At 60.8% G+C, this 17,005-nt stretch carries 14 protein-coding genes; 4 read left to right on the top strand and 10 right to left on the bottom strand.

Going from position 1 to position 17,005, the window contains the following annotated elements:
• Window positions 1-227 precede the first annotated feature (227 nt).
• The 5 genes from ABD013_RS00570 to ABD013_RS00550 are packed head-to-tail and all read right to left on the bottom strand — an operon-like array spanning window position 228 to window position 5,629.
• Window positions 228-1,160, bottom strand: coding sequence for a bifunctional OB-fold nucleic acid binding domain-containing protein/MaoC family dehydratase (locus ABD013_RS00570; protein WP_343800678.1), 933 nt, complete (start codon window positions 1,158-1,160; stop codon window positions 228-230).
• Window positions 1,161-1,163: 3 nt separating this feature from the next.
• Window positions 1,164-2,375 (bottom strand): thiolase family protein, encoded by a 1,212-nt coding sequence (locus ABD013_RS00565; protein ID WP_343800675.1) that lies wholly within the window; start codon window positions 2,373-2,375, stop codon window positions 1,164-1,166.
• 17 nt (window positions 2,376-2,392) lie between these two features.
• Window positions 2,393-4,222, bottom strand: a complete 1,830-nt coding sequence (locus ABD013_RS00560) for a long-chain-acyl-CoA synthetase (RefSeq protein ID WP_343800672.1) — start codon at window positions 4,220-4,222, stop codon at window positions 2,393-2,395.
• A 38-nt stretch (window positions 4,223-4,260) separates the two neighbouring features.
• Window positions 4,261-4,890, bottom strand: coding sequence for a nuclear transport factor 2 family protein (locus ABD013_RS00555; RefSeq protein ID WP_343800669.1), 630 nt, complete (start codon window positions 4,888-4,890; stop codon window positions 4,261-4,263).
• A 7-nt stretch (window positions 4,891-4,897) separates the two neighbouring features.
• Window positions 4,898-5,629 (bottom strand): SDR family NAD(P)-dependent oxidoreductase, encoded by a 732-nt coding sequence (locus ABD013_RS00550; RefSeq protein ID WP_343800666.1) that lies wholly within the window; start codon window positions 5,627-5,629, stop codon window positions 4,898-4,900.
• Between the two features lie 225 nt (window positions 5,630-5,854).
• Between ABD013_RS00550 and ABD013_RS00545 the strand changes: the two genes are divergently transcribed.
• The 4 genes from ABD013_RS00545 (at window position 5,855) to ABD013_RS00530 (ending at window position 10,429) form a co-directional block, all read left to right on the top strand.
• Window positions 5,855-6,685 (top strand): alpha/beta fold hydrolase, encoded by an 831-nt coding sequence (locus ABD013_RS00545; RefSeq protein WP_343800663.1) that lies wholly within the window; start codon window positions 5,855-5,857, stop codon window positions 6,683-6,685.
• A gap of 51 nt (window positions 6,686-6,736) precedes the next feature.
• Complete coding sequence (locus ABD013_RS00540) at window positions 6,737-8,866, top strand: oxidoreductase (protein ID WP_343800660.1); 2,130 nt, start codon at window positions 6,737-6,739, stop codon at window positions 8,864-8,866.
• 251 nt (window positions 8,867-9,117) lie between these two features.
• Window positions 9,118-9,828: a hypothetical protein gene (locus ABD013_RS00535; RefSeq protein WP_343800657.1), complete on the top strand. Its 711-nt coding sequence runs from the start codon at window positions 9,118-9,120 to the stop codon at window positions 9,826-9,828.
• A 235-nt stretch (window positions 9,829-10,063) separates the two neighbouring features.
• Window positions 10,064-10,429 (top strand): DUF2846 domain-containing protein, encoded by a 366-nt coding sequence (locus ABD013_RS00530; protein WP_343800654.1) that lies wholly within the window; start codon window positions 10,064-10,066, stop codon window positions 10,427-10,429.
• 5 nt (window positions 10,430-10,434) lie between these two features.
• On the opposite strand, the gene ABD013_RS00525 is transcribed toward ABD013_RS00530, so the two are convergent.
• The 5 genes from ABD013_RS00525 to ABD013_RS00505 all read right to left on the bottom strand — a co-directional run bounded on the left by ABD013_RS00525 (window position 10,435) and on the right by ABD013_RS00505 (window position 16,989).
• On the bottom strand, window positions 10,435-12,108 hold the full coding sequence (locus ABD013_RS00525; protein ID WP_343800651.1) for a methyl-accepting chemotaxis protein: 1,674 nt from the start codon (window positions 12,106-12,108) through the stop codon (window positions 10,435-10,437).
• A 151-nt stretch (window positions 12,109-12,259) separates the two neighbouring features.
• On the bottom strand, window positions 12,260-13,393 hold the full coding sequence (locus ABD013_RS00520) for an acyl-CoA dehydrogenase family protein (RefSeq protein WP_343800648.1): 1,134 nt from the start codon (window positions 13,391-13,393) through the stop codon (window positions 12,260-12,262).
• Window positions 13,390-14,610 carry an acyl-CoA dehydrogenase family protein gene (locus ABD013_RS00515; protein ID WP_343800645.1) on the bottom strand — a complete coding sequence of 407 codons (1,221 nt, stop codon included), beginning with the start codon at window positions 14,608-14,610 and terminating at the stop codon, window positions 13,390-13,392. The genes ABD013_RS00520 and ABD013_RS00515 overlap by 4 nt, the downstream gene beginning before the upstream one ends.
• A gap of 24 nt (window positions 14,611-14,634) precedes the next feature.
• Window positions 14,635-15,804, bottom strand: coding sequence for an acyl-CoA dehydrogenase family protein (locus ABD013_RS00510; RefSeq protein ID WP_343800641.1), 1,170 nt, complete (start codon window positions 15,802-15,804; stop codon window positions 14,635-14,637).
• 9 nt (window positions 15,805-15,813) lie between these two features.
• Window positions 15,814-16,989: a lipid-transfer protein gene (locus ABD013_RS00505; protein ID WP_343800638.1), complete on the bottom strand. Its 1,176-nt coding sequence runs from the start codon at window positions 16,987-16,989 to the stop codon at window positions 15,814-15,816.
• Window positions 16,990-17,005: the final 16 nt, after the last annotated feature.

The raw sequence follows: 17,005 nt of genomic DNA, 5'->3' as shown, positions 1-17,005 counted from the left end.
CTAAGTGAAAAAGTAAGTACTGAGTGCGTCATGCTCTCTATAGACTGTATAGAATCACCGAAAATTAGCATACCTTATCCTCATACTCCCTCTGACTAAGACGATAGTATATTCCCATTAACGTCCGCTTCGTGCGCGTAGCTAACTTTGCAGCACTCCAAAAACCAAAAAAGCCGCCCCTCTCGCTAAGGGCGGCAAATCAAAGCACAGCATGAACAAAACGCTGATCAGCGATACAGGATCACCAGATCGTTGATCACTGAAGGGCGGTCATTACCCACCACGTGGATATTGACCTCAAGCGTCAGCGCAGTGCCCTTGCGGGACTGCTGCACCGACTTCACCCGCGCCCGGGCCTGGATCTCGGATCCGGCCGGAACGGGTGACGGGAAGCGCAGACGGTCAGAGCCGTAATTGACCATGGTCTGGAATCCCGTAATTTCGAACGGCAGCGCAAAGTTCAGGCGCGACTGCAGCACTTGCACCAGCGAACCGTGGGCGATGGTGGTGCCGAAAGGACTCTCCTTGGCGGCACGCTCCGGATCGGTGTGGATCCAGTAGTTGTCGCCGGAGAGTTCGGCGAAGGTGTTGATCAGCTCCTGATCCACCACCAGCGTGTTGCTCCACTCGGTGAACTCGTCGCTCACCAGTGCCTGCAACGCCGCCGGGTTATCCACGCCGACCTGTACCTGGCCCTTGTCGTTGCGCGGCAGGCTGTCCAGCGGATTCACATACGGCAGGCTATCCAGGGCCTTGTCCGCAGCAGTGAAGCGCAGCAGGGTGTTGCCCTTGGCATCGACCTGATCCAGCACCGGCTTCAGCGCCATGCCGACCTTGATCTCGTCTTCGGCCAGCCCCACCAGCGTAGTGTTGACGCGCACGCCCTGTTCCAGCTCAACCACCGCCAGTGCCTGCGGCATTTCGTCGGCGAATTCCGGCAGCGTCGGGATGCGGGTCAGCGTGTAGCTGTACAGCGTGCCCTTGCCGGACACCGGCTTCCACTCAAGATCATGGGCCAGGCAGTGTGTGCAGTGACGGCGCGGGTAGAACACCCAGCCCTCACAGGCGTTACATTGCTGGATACGGATCTCGCCTTCGTTCAGGCCCTGCCAGAAGGGCTTTGAGATCTCGGTCATCTCTGGCATCGGTTTCAGACTCATGACTTAGCCCCCCTGCAGAATCAATGCACCCTGTTCACTCATCACGCCGCCGGTTCCGGAGACGAACACCTGATCGCAGCGCTTGAGCTGACGTGCATCGGCACGACCGGCGATCTGGGTGTAGGCTTCGATCACCTGCGAGAAGCCACCGGCACTGCCGGCCTGACCGAAGCTGAGCTGACCGCCGTGGGTGTTCAGCGGGAAGTTGCCCTTGAAGGTCAGGTCGTTCTCCTTGATGAAGCGCATTCCCTCCCCTTTCGGACAGAAGCCGGCATCCTCCAGCGACAGCAACACGGTGATGGTGTAGCAATCGTAGATCTGCGCCGCGTCCATATCCTGCGGTTTGACGCCTGCCATTTCGAAGGCGCGCTTGGCGGCTGCCGCCACCGGGGTCACGGTCATGTCCTTGGCATAGGACGGTGACTTGAACGACAGACGCTCGCCAAAGCCTTTCACGAACGCCGGGCGGTGTTTGGTCTTGGCCGCCAGCTCCTTGGAGGTGACGATCACGGCGGCACCACCGGCCACCGGCATGACGATTTCAAGCACGTGCAGCGGATCAGCGACCATCTTCGAGCCGAGGACGTCCTCGACCGTCAGCGGCTTGCCGAAGAACATGGCGTCCGGGTTGGCCAGAGCATTGGTACGCTGATCGACACAGATTTTGGCCATCGCGGCCTGATCATAGCCGTACTGCGCCGCGTAGCGCTGGGCGATCATGGCATAGCCGGTGTTCTGGCCCATGTGACCGTAAGGCAGATCGAATTCCGCTTCCGGTGCACCGAAGGCGGTGCTGTGACCACCAAAGCGCATGGCACGGGCCATCCATGCCGGATCTTCGCTCGGGCCGAACGGTGCAAGGCGCATCGGAATCACGCAGAGCACTGCTTCACACAAACCCATTTCGATGGCCGCAGCCGCGCGCCATACCATGCCCACCGGGGTGCAGCCCCCCAGGTCAACCACTTCCGCAAAGTTCAGCTCAATGCCCAGATACTCGGCCGCCATGGCCGGTACGAAGACAGATGCTTCGTGGAACTGGGGACCGTTGATCACCAGACCATCCAGATCACTGGCCTTGAGACCGGCATCTCCCAGTGCCTGGGCCGCCAGATCGGCCACCTGTTCAAGGTGGAACATCTGCGGCGCCGTGGCATATTTTTCAGGCTTGTACTGCGCCGCGCCCACAATCGCGGCATCTCCTCTCAATCCCATTGTCATCTCCCGACGCCTTATTGGTATTCGAACGGTGGCAACCCGACTTCGGCCAGTACCTCGGCCGAATAGGGCCGGTAGGTGCCCGCCTTGTCATCGCGCACATAGAGCGGATCCTTGCAGTGTTCAGGTGCATAGCCCTGACGCTGCAGGTCCACCTTGCGCAGCTTGAAGGTGGTGGTCATGTCCGCCGCTTCGCTGACCCGGACGAACTGAGGTGCGGCATAGCGCGGCACACGTTCCTCGGTCAGATCGTACAGTGCCTGCGGATCGAAGCTCTGCCCTGCCTGCATGACGATCGCCGCCATACCGGCACGGCCTTCATGCTGAGGCACCTGCACACCGTAGATGTTGATCAGCTCGGCCCCCTTGAAGTCGTCCAACGCACTGGCCACTTCCTGGGTGGAGACGTTTTCGCTCTTCCAGCGGAAGGTATCGCCGACACGGTCGACGAAGTAAAAATAGCCGTCTTCGTCGTAACGCAGCAGGTCACCGGAGCTCCACCAGCTGTCGCCTTCACTGAATACATCGCGAAGAATTTTCTGCTCGGTGGCATCCGGGTTGGTGTAGCCCTCGAAGCGACCACCGCCGATCTCGGGGTGGTTGATGATCATGCCGATCCCTTCACCCACTTCACCCGGTTCGCACTGGATACAGAATCCCTTGTCGTCACGCAGATGCATGTCGTTTTCGACATCGTAGCGGATCAGGCGGAAGTTGGTCTTGTTCCAGTCCGGTACTCGGCCACAGGAGCCGATATGGTTATCCAGGTTGATCAGGTTGGTGTTGGCTTCGGTCGAGCCCCAACCCTCATAGACATCCACCTCGCCGAAGCGATCGATCCAGCGTCGCCAGGTCTCGGCGGTCAGGCCTGCGCCCATCATGCAGCGCAGGCGGTGTTTGCCGGCGTCCGCATCCTGATTGAGCAGATAGCGGCAGATTTCGCCGATGTACTGGCAGACGGTGACACCGTTGTCGCGCACATCCTGCCAGAAACGGCTGACGCTGAACTTGCGGCGCACCAGAATGGCGGACCCCGCCTTCAGCGCGGTCGAAGTCACCGAGGTGGCGGCCGCACCGTGATACAGTGGCAAACAGCAGTAGAAGACATCATCCGGCCTGGCATCGATGGTCACATGCATGACATCACCGGAGCAGAGCCAGCGCATATGGCTGTAGATCGCCGCCTTCGGCAATCCGGTGGTGCCGGAAGTGAAGATCAGCAGCGTCGGCGTTTCTGCCGTGATGCCCTCGCGGTAGCAGCGATCAACCTGAGCGGTCGATGCCTGCTCCAGCGCGGTGACGAACTCGCTGCCCAACCCTGCCAGATCAGCCTCGACAGCCGGTTTTTCCGCATCCGGCAGCAGCCACAGCGGCGTTTTGATATCCGGCGTCTGAGCGAAGTTGTGCGCGCACTCTTCACCCACGATGGCGGCCCGCGCCTTGGTTGACTCCAGCGCGTGCTGGAGTGGCTTGCCGTTAATCTGGTTGTTGATGAAGGCCACTACCACACCGATCTTGGTCAGGCCAAACCAGGTGGTGAAGAACTCGGGACGGTTTTCCATCGCCATGGCACAGACATCACCGGGCTTGAGGCCACAGGCCAGGGCGGCATGGGCCACCTGGTTGGCACGGGTGTCGACCTCGGCATAGCTGAGCCGGGTATCGCCGTAGATGATGAACGGATGCTCACCCAGCTCCGCTGCCTGCTGTTCGATACGATCAGCCAGGGTGTAGTAATCCAGCGGCTTGATCAGTGCAGCCGCCTGCGAGCGGCGGTCCAGCTTGCGCTGGGTCTCCTCGCGCGGCACCACCGCCGGTGATGGCGCAGATTGTATGGCACTCATGCGCTTCTTCCTTTTGGTTTTGTTGCGAGCCGCTGTCGTCAGCGTACCCGGATTTTCGGCGCCGGTGTATCACCGCGCATGGTCTGCAGGAAGCGGTCTACCGGCGCCGGGGCCGCCACCTGCGGCAGCTCGCCTTCGGGCGGGCGCTGGCTCCAGAACTTCTGCCAGGACGGGAACAGACCGTGGAAGGTGCCCTCGTAGGGCTCACGGCCCGGCCAGCGCATCTTCATATCGCCGATGGGCGGCTTGTTCAGGTCAGTGGCGTACCAGTAACAGGGCAGACGACGGCGGAAATACCACTGGCCGTCGATGCGCTCATAGTCGTCCCAGTAGAGCATCTGCATGATCACCCACTCGGGGCCGGTCTCATGCTCGTTCTTGGAATACACCACGCCGATCGCATGGTCGGCGTCGATGAACTCGATGATGTGCTGCCCCAGGTGATGGGAGGTCCCGGTGAACTGATCCCGCAGCGTGGTATCCACCCAGGCCTTAAGATGTTCACGTCCCACCCTTTCGCGGCCGACACGGATATCGGGCGCAAACAGGTTCACGTGCGCATCCAGATCCCGCATGTCCAGCGACAGCGAATACTTGCCCGCCAGCTGGCGGATCGCCTCGGTGGACTCCAGACGGTCGATGCGCTGTTCCAGTGTCATCTCAGCCATAACCACCTCAGATGAAGACCATGCCGCCGTTGACGGCGATGTTCTGACCGGTGACAAAACCGGCATCATCGCTGGCCAGGAAAGAGGCCACCTTGGCCACATCTTCCGGCTCGGCCATGCGGCCCATCGGGATGCCGTTGATCATCTGCTGCATCCACTCTTCCGGGATGCCCTGCATCATCGGCGTGTTGGTTGCACCCGGCACCAGGGTGTTGACGCGAATGCCGTTCGGCGCCAGTTCGCGGGCGATGCTGCGCGTCAGGCCCATGACACCTGCCTTGGATGCAACATAATGGCTCGGGCCTTCGCCAGACATGACGGCAGAGCTGGACACGTTGATGATCGCGCCGCTGCCGTTTTCGGCCATCAGGCGTGCGCCTTCGCGGCAGCACAGGAAGGTGCCGGTCAGGTTAACGCCGATCACGCGCTCCCAGTTTTCATCCGGCGTGTTGAGAAACTCGTCCACGGAACCGATGCCGGCGTTGTTGACCACCACATCCAGGCGACCAAAGGCTTCCTTCACCTGCTGCATGGCGCCCTTGACGGATTCGCTGTTGGAGATGTCACAGGCGATGGCGATCACTTCACCTTCGCAGGCGGCTGCCGTTGCTTCGGCTGCGTCCTTGTTGATATCGATGGCGGCAACCCTGGCGCCTTCAGCGGCAAACTGCTTGACCACCGCCTGACCCATGCCCTGGCCAGCGCCGGTTACGAATACCACCTTACCCTGATGTTTCATCACACATCCTCCCACGCCCCCTTGGGCGCATCGCTTTCAGGTTCTTGTTGTGTGATGCATATTCGGCCAGCCCCGCAAGCGCGACATCGTCCATCAAGACTAAGTTGATACCGAAGGGACAGTGGTCTGAATGGACGATGTCTGAGCTGGGACACGATTGGAGGATAAACGGGACTCGATCTATCTGCGGTGCCTCATATTGCCGCGCATAATAAGGAGAACATCATGGATCATCAGGACCTGCCCCTGCCGATCGGCCAGTATGCCCAACTCGAAAACGGCCTGACACTGCACTATCTGGACGTGGGCGAAGGCCCGGTCGTGCTCTGGCTGCATGGCAGCGGTCCCGGCGCCAGCGGCTACAGCAACTTCAAGACCAACTACCCGGTATTCGCTGAAGCAGGCTACCGCAACATCGTGCTCGACCTGCCCGGCTTCGGCCGTTCCAGCAAGCCGGAAGACGCTCACTACAACCTGGATTTCTTCGTCGAGTGCCTGAACCAGTTCCTGCAGGCGACCGGTATCGAGCGTTGCACCCTGCTGGGCAACTCCCTGGGCGGCGCCATCGCGCTGGGACAGGCGCTGGCGCATCCGGCCACGGTTGAGCGCCTGGTGCTGATGGCTCCCGGCGGGGTCGAAGAACGGGAAACCTACTTCCAGATGGAAGGCATAGTGCGCATGGTCGAAGTGTTTGGCCAGGGTCCCATGGGCGTGGAGGAGATGCGGCAGGTGATGCAGCTGCAGCTGTTCGATGCATCCCAGTTGGATGAAGACCTGCTGAAAGAGCGTGCCGCCGTGGCCGTTACCCAGCCGGCCAACCTGTTCTCCACCATGATGGTGCCCAACATGACCGAGCGTCTGGGCGAGCTGACCTGCCCGATTCTCGGTTTCTGGGGCAGCAATGACCGCTTCAACCCGGTCGAGGGCGTGTTCAAGTTCCTCGACAAGGCCCCTGAAGCACGCTTCCTCATGCTCAACCGCTGCGGTCACTGGGTTCAGGTCGAACACACCGACCTGTTTAACCGCACCTGTATCGATTTTCTGCAACAGGGTTGAAGCCGCCACTGCCGCGACTTCATACTCTGAACAGATTCAGGAGTGATGCCTATGGCCGCTTATCAACACCTTTTCACCCCGGGGAAGATCGGCTCACTGGAGCTGAAAAACCGGATACTCATGGCCCCGATGGGCTCCAACTATGCCGAGTCCGATGGCCGCTGCGGCGAGCGCATCCAGGCGTTCTATGAAGCCCGAGCCAGGGGGGGCGCCGGGATGCTCACCATGGGCGTGTGCTCCATCGCCTATCCGGCAGGCACCGCCGAACCGTTTCAGGTAGGGGTCTCGTCTGACGATTTCATCCCCGGGCTCAAGCAGCTGACCGACCGTGTTCACAGGCATGGTGCCAAGATCGCCATGCAGCTTCAGCATGCGGGCAAAACCTCGGTGCGCGACCTGGCCGAAGGCCGCGAGCTGTGGGTGCCGTCCATGCCGCCGGCCGCCAATACCGACATGTTCGCGTCCCTGACGCAGTCAGAGCTGGGCCGTTTCATCAGTTCGTCCAAGGGCCGGGAAAAGTCCGGCGTGCGCATCCGCGTGATGGACAAGGATGATATCCAGAAGATGGTAACCTGGTTCGCCGATGCGGCAGAGCGGGCGAAAAAAGCCGGTTTTGACGGGGTCGAGATCCACGCCGGTCACACCTACATTATTGCCGGTTTCCTCTCGCCCTATTACAACAAGCGCGACGATGAATATGGCGGCCCGCTGGAAAACCGTGCTCGTCTGCTGCTGGAAGTGATCCACGCGGTTCGTGAGCGCGTGGGTCGGGACTACCCGGTATGGATGCGGATGGATGCCATCGAACTAGACCTGCCCGGCGGCATCAGCCTGGATGATGCGACCCGTACGGCGCAGATGGCACAGGACGCCGGTATCGATCTGATCAGCGTTTCCGCCTACGCCAACCTGACCAGCGGCAACGCCTTCACCAAGGCGCCGATTCCCCAAGAACGCGCCATGTTCCTCGACTGGGCAGCGCATATCCGCAAGCAGCTGAATATCCCGGTCACAGCCGCCGGTCGCCTGGACCCTGAAGTGGCCGACAAGGCAGTTGCAGATGGCAAGTGCGACTTCGTTGCCATGGGACGCAAGCTGCTGGCCGATCCGGAACTGCCCAACAAGCTCAAGGAAAACCGCGCGGCCGACGTGCGTCCCTGCATTTACTGCTACGCCTGCGTCAGCCAGATCTTCGTCAACGAGCGGGTCAAATGCGCCGTCAATCCGCAGACCGGCCATGAATCCGAGCTGCAGCTGATCGCCAGCGACAGTCCAAAGAAAGTACTGGTGGTTGGCGGTGGCCCGGCCGGTCTGGAAGCGGCTCGCGTCAGTGCCCTGCGCGGTCATCAGGTGACTCTGGTGGAGCGCAGCGGTCGCCTGGGCGGTACCCTGTTCTTCGCCGCCCTGGCCTATCCGGAAAACGGCGCCCTGCTCGACTACCTGATCAAGCAGGTCCGTGATCTGCCGATCGATGTCCGTCTCAACACCAACGCCGATGAAGCGCTGGTCAAGGAGCTGAAGCCGGATCAGGTGATCGTTGCCGTGGGTGCGCGCCGCAACGCGCCGGATATTCCCGGTGCCGATCAGAAGCATGTCTGGTCCGGTGACGAATTACGCAAGCTGATGACCGGCGAAGGTGCCGACATCGCCAAGCGCAAACTCAGCGTCACCCAGCGCATGATGATGAAATCCGGTTCACTGGTGGGCGTCACCAACAGCACCGAGGCGATGCAAAGCCTGTCCAAACTGTGGATGCCGCTGGGCAAGAACGTTGCCATTATCGGTGGCGGGCTAGTCGGCCTGGAACTGGCCGAGTTCCTCGTTGAGCGTGGCCGAAACGTCCACGTACTGGAGCCGGGCCCGGATCTGGGCGCCGAGCTTTCCATCGTGCGCCGCTGGAAAGTGCTGCACAACCTGCAAAGCCACGGTGTACGCATGGAGAAAAACACCCAGGTACACACCATCGGCAAGAAGACGCTGAACTACTCGGATGCCGAGGGCAACAGCCACGAGCTTGCGACGGATTCGGTGGTTCTGGCCATCGGCGCCGAGACCAACCACTGCCTCAGCCGTAGCCTGGAAAAACATGGCATTGAGGTGGTCAATATCGGCGATGGTGCCGAAGTGGCCTACATCGAGGGCGCGCTGCGCTCGGGAATGAAGGCGGCTGCGAGCCTCTGAACATTCGGGAGCCACAAGGCTCCCGAACTTTTTTACTCACCCTTCCAACTGCTGCAACTGAAATGCAGCACCTCCAAGCTTCCGCAAGGTATTGGGAACACTTGATTATGACCGGGAGAAGGCGTACCTGCTGGTGGACAAGGCCTACCAGGAAAGCTGAACTCTCTCGAACGCCTTCTCTCCCACGTTCTCGATCTTGGCCCGTATTTTGCCTTGTCCCTTTTTACATGGACCAGGAAAGGGAGAGCGTGATGGCGATTCAATTCGGTAACGCCCAGAGTTACCTCAGTATTTTCAGCAAAACCACTCAGGGAGTGGACGCCAGTAGTCGCCAAGCGGCGGCAAATCCGCTCCTCAATACCGGCAACACTGCGGAAAAAGCTGACCGCACGACCCAGATTTCAGCCCTCGGACAAACCGTTGCGGCGGCGGAAGATGTTTACCCGATGGATACCGGCAAAGGGGAACGAAACCTGAGCCTGAGTACCTATTTCGCCGGTGGCTATTCCGGACCCGGCCTGTCGCTGGAGGGCCTGCTGATGCCCACCGAGAAGAACGTAAGGGCTCTGCAGAATCATATCTCCAAGGTGTTTCCCGACTTTCTGGCCGACAACGGCATTCCCGAAGCCCCGGACAGCATCCGCTACGACTCCAGCGGCAATATGGTGCTGCCCGCCGATTACCCCTATGCCGATGAGCTGAAAACGGCACTGGAGCAAGAACCGGCCATGGCACGCGCGCTGAGCACGACCAATGCGCTGTCCTCGCACTTGGCCGCACTGAAAGAACTGGAGCCCTTCAACGAGGAATATGCTCAGGCGCAGAGCCAGGCCGAGATTGATGCTGTCATCGAGAAGTACAGCCACCTGCTGACTGACAATCGCCGTTACCCTGAGATCACCCTGCTCTTTTCCGATGACGGCAAGTTGACTATCGCCGCGGACGGGACAGCGCTGGCCTGAAGGTCTCTCGTGGAATTGGGACCGTCCTCTACTGCTATGCTATGAGGGCATCCCGGTCTCGCTTTATGTCAGCAAGCCAGGCTGTTTTGGATGCTTTCTGACGCATCATGAACCATTATTCCTGTACATTCACGATACGGGCACACTATCTATGAATTCCCTCCGCCTTATTCGTTTTTTACCCTTCTGTCTGCTGCTAATACTGGGCGGTTGCGCCAGCGTGCCCATGGACTCGATGGATAGCGACCACGCATCCAAGCAGTTCAATACACCACCCGACAAGTCCAGCATCTACCTTTACCGCAACGAAAATTTTGGCGGTGCAATCCTGATGACCGTGACCCTGGATGGCCGGGTAGCGGGCCAGACCGGACCCAAGACCTATTTCCACTGGGTGGTCGATCCGGGCCAACACGAGATATCCTCGATTGCGGAGAACACCTCGACGCTGATACTGAATACCAAGCCGGGTGAAAGCTACTACATATGGCAGGAGGTGAAGATGGGGCTGTGGATGGCGCGATCACTGCTGCAGCAGATGGATACCCCCACCGGGCAGGCGGGGGTGCTGGAATGCAAGAAGGCACATTCCAACCTGTAACGGCACTAGACCTTGAAGGTCATCACCAGTTTGCTCAGACGCTGCTCCAGCTCGCTCATGCCGGCAGTGGTATTGGCCAGAATGCCGGCATTGTGATCCGCCTTGTCGGCGAGCCCGGCCACCGCCTGGACGCTGGCCTCGATCTCGTTAGCGACTGCCGTCTGCTGTTCGGCGGCACCGGCGATCTGGGTGTTCATCTCGCTGATGGTCGCCACCGATGCGGTGATCTGCTGCAGTGACCCCGTGGCATCTGCAGCCCGCTCGCTGGTAGCCGTGCTCTGCTCACGGCTGTTGGCCATCACCGCGACGGCTTCCCGTGCGCCTTTCTGCAACCGCTCGATCATGCGCTGAATCTCTTCGGTACTCTGCTGGGTCCGGCTGGCCAGCGTTCTGACTTCATCGGCCACCACCGAGAAACCACGGCCCTGATCACCGGCACGGGCCGCCTCAATCGCGGCATTGAGCGCCAGCAGATTGGTCTGCTCGGCAATATCACTGATCACCGAGACCACGCTGCCGATCGCGTCGGCATCCTTGCCCAGACGCATGATTACCTCCGCCGAACGGTGAACATCCTCGGCCAGGTGCGTGATGGACTCGATGGTTTCAGCTACTACCCGGTCACCGTTGAGAGCATCACTGTCCGCCTGGCGCGCGGCTTCGGCCGCCAGGGCGGCACTGGACGCCACCTCCTGAACAGCCGTCACCATCTCCTGAATGGCGGTTGCCGTTCGCGCCGTATCCTCGCGCTGCTGACGGCTGTCATTCTGGGTCTGGCTGACCACCTCAGTCATCGACTCAGTGGAGCGGCTCAGCGACGCCACGGCCCCCTGCACCTCCCTGACCAGTTGATGGATCTTGTCGACGAAGCCGTTAAAACCGCGCGCCACGTCACCGACCTCGTCACGGCTGTGCACGTCCAGCCGGCGGGTCAGATCCCCCTCGCCTTCGGCGATATCGAGCAGAGCCTGAGCCGTCTGCTGCAGCGGTCTCAGCATGCGTCGTGACAGCAACAGATTGACGGCGCTGACCAGCAGCGCCAGTGCCAGGCCTGACGCGAGAATCCAGATCATCATCTGGGTGACGATATGGGCAATACTGGTTTCACGACGCGCCACTTCGGCGTCGATGTCATCGATGAAGAACCCGGTCGCAATGACCCAACCCCAAACTTCGATCTCGCGGGAATAAGTCAGGTGCGGTGAGGGTTCGCTGCCGGCCTCGCGTGGCCAGCGGAACTGGACGAAGCCGCCGCCATTCAGTGCCGTGTCGATGATATCCCTGACAAAGGGTTTGCCGTCCGGATCGGTCAGCGCCAGCACCGACTTGCCGATCATGTCGGCATTACCGGAGTGGAAGACAATGTTACCGTCCAGGTCATAGCCATAGATGAAGCCATGTTCGCCGAAAGTCATGCCATTAAGCACTTCCTTTGCCTGGGCGATTTTTTCTGTATAGCGCATGTCGAGGCGATGCTGCAGCGGCCGGATCGCACCCATCGCCATATCGATATAGTTCTGCAGCTCCTGCTGGCGGGCCTCCAGCATTTCCGTGCGAATGGTGCCAACTTCCTTATCCTCCAGCTGTTGCAGCTGCCACTGCACCACCAGCATGACCGCCAGTACCACCAGCATCATGGGGACTATGGAGAGGGTGAGGAATTTTGTTCTTATTTTCATATCCGTCTCTCATCTTAGACACCCGATATTTGAAACCAACAAAGCCCCTGCCACAGCGGCAAAGGTCTCAACGGATGTCTGAAAATTCGGGAATTGAATGCAGCCAGGCTACACAACAGGCAGGGAGACGGACGCCTCCCTGCCGACAGGCTCAGGCCTCCTCGAGCAGCGGGGCCGCCCGGTTGAGGTGATAATCTGCATCACCCAGCAACGCCTGAAGCACACGGATGCGCTTGAAGTAGAGGCCTACATCCAGCTCATCGGTCACGCCGATACCGCCATGCATCTGCACCGCTTCGCTGCTGACCTTGTCGGCCATCTGCCCGACCTTCCACTTGGCCAGGCTGACCAACTGGGCGGTCTGGGCATCACCGGAATCGATCGCATCCAGTGCTGCCATCAGGCAGGAACGCGCCAGTTCGATATCCACATGCATCCAGGCGGCGCGATGCTGCAGCGCCTGAAAGGAGCCGATCGGCACATCGAACTGCACGCGGGTACGCAGGTACTCCAGCGTGGTCTTGAACAGTTCTTCGCAGGCGCCCTGCAGTTCGGCTGCGATACAGGCGCGGCCTCGATCCAGTGCGCTCTCCAGAATTAAAGCCCCCTGATCCAGTTCTCCGATCAGCTGCTCCGGCGCCACCTGCACATGGGTAAAGGTCAGGCGAGCCGTGTTGCGAGAGTCGATCAGGTTCTGGCGCGACTGCTCAACGCCCGCCGTTCCGGCAGGGACGATAAACAGACTGATTGCGTCTGCAGCCTGACCAGTACGGGCGGCGACGATCCAGCCATCGGCCTGGAAGCCGTCCACCACTATCACCTTCTGACCATCAAGCTGGAAGCCGGTATCGGTGCGCACGGCGCTCAGCTCGATCTGCTGCGGGTTATGGCGCACACCCTCATCAACGGCCAATGCCAAACGCTTGCTGCCAGCGATAAGCTCCGCCAGCCAGCTTTTCTGCTGGGCAGCACTGCCACCCTGCTCGAGAATGGAACCGCAGAGCACGACCGAAGACAGCAGCGGCGAGGCACTGAGATGGCGACCGGCCGACTCGAACACCGTGCCCATGCCCTTGTAACCGAACGCCAGGCCACCCAGGTTTTCCGGGAAGGGAATGGCGGTCCAGCCCAGTTCGGTCATTTCCTGCCAGAGTTCGGGCTCAAACCCCAGCTCATCCTTGCGATCACGCAGTGCCCGCAGGGCCGACACCGGGCTGCGCTCGGCAAAGAACTCCTGCGCCGTGTCCAGCAGCATGCGCTGCTCTTCGTTATAGATCAGGTTCATTTGGCGCCTCCTTTGGGAGTATCAGGCAGGTCCAGCACCCGCTTGGCGATCACGTTCAGCTGCACTTCGGACGAGCCGCCGGCGATGGTCTGGGTGTAGCTCATCAGCCAGGCCTTGCTGATCGCCAGTTCCTGCTCACTGAATTCGTCGCCATCCCAGCCCAGGGCGCGGTGACCCATGGCATCCACCAGAATCTCGAACTTCTGCTTTTCCTGCTCGCTATGCACCAGTTTCATAATCGCCGCGATACCGCTGACATCCTGTCGCGCGCGCGCCTGCTGTCCCATGCGCTGTACGGTCAGGTTGTACGCATGTTCATCCAGTGCACAGGCCTGGGCACGGGCGCGCAGGGCAATGTCGGACGGACTGTCCGGCTCACCTTCAGATCGGGGCAGGTAATCACCCAGAATGGTCATCAGGTCGAAGTGGGTCGGCAGACTGAATTCGCCAAATTTGGACATGGCACTGCGCTCATGCTGCAGCAGGCGTTTGGCCAGGGTCCAGCCGCCGTTCAATGGCCCGATCAGGTTATCCTTGGACACCTTGACGTTGTCGAAGAACACCTCGCAGAAGGAGGACTTGCCGCTGATCAGGTCGATCGGACGGGCCTCCACCCCTTCGGCATGCATGTCCAGCACCAGCAGGCTGATCCCATCCTGCTTCTTGGCGCTACTGTTGTCGGTGCGCACCAGGGCGTACATCCAGTCCGACTTGTCGCCGTAGGAGGTCCAGATCTTGCTGCCGTTGACGACGAAATGGTCGCCCGCATCCACCGCCGAGGTGCGGATGTTGGCCAGATCGGAACCGGCATTGGGCTCACTGAAGCCCTGACACCAGCGCACTTCACCACGGGTCATCGGCGTCAGCAGGCGCTGCTTCTGCTCTTCGGTGCCGAATTCCAGCAGTACAGGGCCCAGCATCCAGATACCCAGGTTGATCTGCGGCGGGCGGCACTTGAGGCGTTTCAGCTCCTGCTGCAGCACCGCATCCTCCTCCGCCGACAGGCCGCCACCGCCATAGGCCGCGGGCCAGGCCGGACAGAACCAGTTGCGATCACGCATGCGCTCAAACCAGAGGCGCTGGTCTTCGTTGGCAAACTCGACTTGGGAGCCGCCCCAGACCAGCTCGCCGCTGGCGGCCGCCCCGCGCAGCGACTCGGGGCAGTTGGCCTCGAGCCAGGCGCGGGTTTCGGCGCGGAAAGTTTCGATAGCACTCATTATTGTTATCTCCTCGTGCCGGTATCAGCGCGCCGTGCGCGGCATGCCCAGACCGAACTGGGCGATCAGTTCACGCTGGATCTCGTTGGTGCCGCCGCCAAAGGTCAGCGTCACCGATGCACGAACTTCAAATTCGAGTTCGCCCAGCAGCAGTGACGCGGCCGAACCTTCACGGATCATGCCGTTGGCACCGACCACATCCATCAGGCGACGCAGGATCTCGATGGCTGACTCGGAGCCGTACACCTTGGTGGTCGAGGCCAGAGCCACATCCATCTGCCCCGCTTCTAGGCCGGCGGCGATACGGAAGTTGATCAGGCGCATCGCTTCCAGCCGCGAGTAGCATTCGGCCAGTGCCGAACGCACCCAGGCCTGATCCATGGCACAACGACCGTTTTCATCCTTCGCCTTGGCCCACAGATAAACCCTGCGGAACAAGCCTACCACCTTGTCGGACCAGGAGCCGAGACCCAGGCGCTCATGGTTGAGCTGGGAGGTGATCAGTTTCCAGCCGCCGTGCAACTCGCCCACCAGCATCTCGCGTGGCACGCGCACATTGTCATAGTAGGTCGCGGCGGTGGGGTTGGAACAGGTCGGGATCACCGTGTGGGAGAAGCCCTCTTCCTGCGTATCCACAATCAGGATGGACACGCCCTTGTGGCGTGGCAGATCCGGATCGGTGCGCGCCGCCAGCCAGACAAAGTCTGCCGACTCGGCACCGGAGGTCCACAGCTTGTTGCCGTTAACAACGAAGTGATCGTCCTCGACACGGGCCGAGGTCTGCAGCATCGCCAGGTCGGAACCGGCATTGGGCTCGGAATAGCCGATGGCGAAGTTGATCTCGCCGCTGGCGATACCGGGCAGGAACTTCTCCTTCTGCAGCTCGGAGCCATGCTCCATCAGCGCAGGTCCCACAGTGCTGATGGTCACGAATGGCAGCGGCGCACCGGCGATGTTGGCCTCTTCGAAGAAGATCAGCTGCTCGGTCGGGCCATAGCCCTGACCACCGTGCTCCTTGGGCCAGCCCACGGCCAGCCAGCCATCCTTGCCCATCTGGCGGATGGTGCCGCGAAACTCGTCACCGCCCTCCTTGCCGCGCAGCGAGCTGCGCAGCTCAGGGGTCATCAGGTTGCTGAAGTAGTCTCGGACTTTCAGCCGCAGCGCATGCTGCTCGGGTGTCAGATCGACAAACATGTGACCTCCTTAGCTTGCGCTCAGAATCAGACCGCTGGTCGGTACGCCGGTACCGGCGGTAACCAGCACGTTCTCGACATCATTCACCTGGTTAACCGAGCTGCCACGCACCTGGCGCACCGCCTCGGCAACACCGTTCATGCCGTGGATGTAGGCCTCGCCCAGCTGGCCGCCATGGGTGTTGATCGGCAGCTTGCCGCCGCGGGCATGATGACCGGCACGGATGAAGTCCTTTGCCTCGCCGCGCTTGGCGAAACCGAACTCTTCCAGCTGCGGCAGCACGAACGGGGTGAAGTGGTCGTAGATCACCGCGGTCTGGATATCATCCGGGCCCAGACCGGACTGGTTGTACAGCTCGCGCGCGACCACGCCCATCTCCGGCAGGCCGGTGATGTCTTCGCGGTAGTAGGAGGTCATGATCTGCTGGCCATCGGCGATGCCCTGGGAGCCGGCCTTGATCAATACCGGCTTCTGCTTCATGTCCCTGGCGCGCTCGGCGCTGGTGATCACCATGGCGACCGCACCATCGGATTCCTGGCAGCAGTCGAGCAGGTGCAGCGGTTCACAGATCCAGCGTGAAGCCTGGTGCTCCTCCAGCGTGATCGGCTTCTCGTAGAAGAAGGCGTTGGGGTTGGTCGCAGCAAAGTCACGCACCGCCACGGCCACACGACCGAAGTCTTCGGAAGTCGCGCCATAGGTATGCATGTAGCGCTGCGCGAACATGCCCACCCAGGCCGCCGGGGTGTGGAAGCCGTGCGGCATGTACCAGCCGTAGTTAACGTTCTCAAAAATTGGCGTGTCGGCAAAACCGTAGCTGCCGGTGCCGAAACGGTACCAGGAGCGTTCGTTCATGGCGCGGTAGACCACCACGGTCTTGGCCACACCGGTGGCCACCGCCATCGCCGCATGCATGATCGGCGCACAGGCGGCACCACCACCGTGCGGGATCTGGGAGAAGAACTTTACGTCCTTGCAGCCCAGCAGGCGGGCGATCTCGTACTCGGGCACCTTGTCCACGGAGTAGCTGCTGAAACCGTCCACTTCGGACGGATCGATACCGGCGTCTTCCAGAGCGGCCAGAGTCGCTTCCATCGCCAGACGCAGTTCGGTACGGCCGGAGTTCTTGGAAAATTCGGTGGCGCCAAGGCCGACAATCGCAGCCTTGTTGCTGATCAGTTCATTCATTGCACTCTCCTCCGGC

The sequence above is a fragment of the Marinobacterium maritimum genome, from assembly GCF_039523155.1.
In the GTDB taxonomy this organism is placed as follows: Bacteria; Pseudomonadota; Gammaproteobacteria; order Pseudomonadales; family Balneatricaceae; genus Marinobacterium; species Marinobacterium maritimum.
The sequence above is the reverse complement of the archived record's forward strand: the minus strand, read 5'-3'. Positions and strand labels throughout refer to the sequence as shown.